At 68.0% G+C, this 2,384-nt stretch carries 2 protein-coding genes; both read right to left on the bottom strand.

Translation table 11 applies throughout. From position 1 onward, the window contains the following. On the bottom strand, positions 1–867 hold an 867-nt coding region (locus Q664_RS06895; RefSeq protein WP_043391205.1), incomplete at its 3' end, for an FG-GAP repeat domain-containing protein. Between the two features lie 323 nt (positions 868–1,190). Further along, a partial coding sequence (locus tag Q664_RS06900) for an HYR domain-containing protein (RefSeq protein ID WP_043391209.1) occupies positions 1,191–2,384 on the bottom strand: 1,194 nt, incomplete at its 5' end.

Genomic DNA, 2,384 nt, shown 5'->3' on the forward strand with positions numbered 1-2,384 from the left:
GGCCACGGCCGCGAAGCCATGGGGAATCTCCGTGTTGGCACACTTGAGCGTTCCATCGTGCCGGTACACGGAGCGGCCGTTGACCACCTCCAGCTTGCCATCCTGGTCGATGTCCACCGCGAAGGACACGGGGCCGGTGAACAGCGCTCCGCCCATGCCGTCCGAGCCCACCCACTTGAGTGTGCCCGTGTTGCTGTAGACGCGGTTGCCGTCCAGGATCTCCACGGCGCCATCGCCATCCAGGTCCGCCAGCGAGAGGCCGCCCCACTCGCTGTAGTCATTGGCGTCCGGCTCCGTCCGGAACTTGAAGGCGCCATCGTTCTCGAAGCAGATGATGCCGCGGCCGCTCTCGGGGATGCCGCAGATCTCCACGGCGCCGTCACCGTCGATGTCACCGGCGGCGATGCTCGCGGCCGGCTTCACGCGGTAGGCGGAATCCTCCACGCTCCACAGCTCCGCCCCGGTGCTGCCGCTCACGGCGCGAAGCACGCCGTCGGCGTTGCCATCCCGGCCTTCCTTGTAGGCCTCGTTGTAGAAGTCACCGTCGAAGGTGCTGAAGACGATGTCCGGAGTGCCGTCCCGGTTCACGTCCACCACCACCGGCTGCATCATCACCTGCTTGTGCGCGGGGAGGACCGGGCTACCCGTCCACTCCCACTGCAGCTCCGGCTCGAAGTTGGCCGTGAACGGAGGCTTCACCTCGCACCGCTCCGCCAGCTTCCCTGAATCGCGAGCCTTGGACTGCTCCTTCGACGCTGACGTGTTGCAAGCTCCCCCCGTAGCCAGCACCACCAGCGCGACGAAGAGCCTCCCACGCCCCAGCCCCCGCCACTCCGAAGGAACCTGGGTGTTGCGTTTGAGTTTCATTCGGACTCTCTCCTCCGCTTTCGGGCATGACCCGGTTTCACTACCAACCAGACAAGCTCAACCAATGTAGCGGTTGCTATCGATTCCCGTTAAGCAGAAAAGACCGTGAAGGCAGATGTGTGCCTTCTGATTGCCAACGCCAAATGATGGCAATGACAGACTTGTTCCACCCAGGTGTAGCAACTGAGCCGTGCTGGCGCCGCAGGTGCGAGAACCCCGCAGATGGAACGACGTGACCCGACGCCGTCCCAATGCGAAGGGCCCGGAACCGACTGCCGGTCCCGGGCCCCACGCGACTTCACTCGAACTTCACCCGATAGGGACTACTTGCAGAGCGCGCTGCCCTCGGTGGTACCGGGCGGGCAACCCTCGCCGACGCAGAACTTCACGCCGCTGTCCACCACCGTGCGGCCAGACTGGTCGTGCGGCACGTAGACGCGGCAGCTGCTCTGGGCGGAGACGCCGGCGTCGTTCGTGACGACGTAGTGCAGGGTGTAGACGCGGCCATCACCCGTGCCCTCGCGCTCGGAGCGCAGCTGCACGGACGTGGGGCTCACGATGACCATGTCATCGCAGGTGCGGCCGTCACCGTTGCCGTTGGCGTCCTCCACCTCGTCCGAGGTGACACGGAGGATGCGGCCGTACTTCTCCAGGGGCAGGGGCTTGCCGCAGGAATCCGTCGCGGGCGCCGCGCACTCGGAGAGGAGCAGGGGCAGGTACTCGTACTTGTGGTTGGGAGACCAGAGCTCCGTGCCCCGCTCGGCGCCCGGGGTGGGCGGCGTGGAGGGGCTGCCGCCGCTCACCTGGACGGAGAAGCTGCACGAGGACGTGTTGCCGAAGCCATCCGTGGCCGAGCAGCTCACCGTGGTGTTGCCCGCCGGGAACTCGGAGCCCGAGGGATGCGAGCAGTTGACGGACACCGGGCCGCAGTTGTCCGTGGCCGAGACCGAGAAGGTGGCCGTGGAGCCACCCGCGCTGCACGCGTTCACGACCACCGGGGCGGTCGGGCAGCTGAGCACTGGAGGCGTGGTGTCGCCGGTCACCGTGACGGAGAAGCCGCAGGAGGCCGTGTTGCCGGAGGCGTCCGTGGCGCCGCAGGTGACGGGCGTCTCGCCCACCGGGAAGGTGGAGCCCGAGGCGTGCGAGCAGGAGACGGCGGCCGGGCCGCAGTTGTCGGTGGCCGAGGCCGCGAAGGTGGCCGGGGCGCCCGCGGGCGAGCACGTCTCGAGCACCTGCGAGGCCGGGCAGCTGACGGCCGGCTTCGTGTTGTCCACCACGGTGACGTTGCCCACGCACTGGGCGCTCGCCTCACCATCCGAGGCCGTCAGCGTGACGGGGTGCGTGCCCAGGGGCAGCGACGTGTAGGGCACCTCGCTGATGGACAGCGGCGACGGCCCGTTGTCCGGGTCGTAGCTGCCGTTGTTCACGCTCGCGCTGCCCGTGCAGTACACGTCGGCGTTCACCGTCACGTCACGGCACAGCGCCACCGGCGGCTGGTTGGCCGGGGTCATGTCGCC

It is taken from the genome of Archangium violaceum Cb vi76, assembly GCF_000733295.1.
In the GTDB taxonomy this organism is placed as follows: Bacteria; Myxococcota; Myxococcia; order Myxococcales; family Myxococcaceae; genus Archangium; species Archangium violaceum.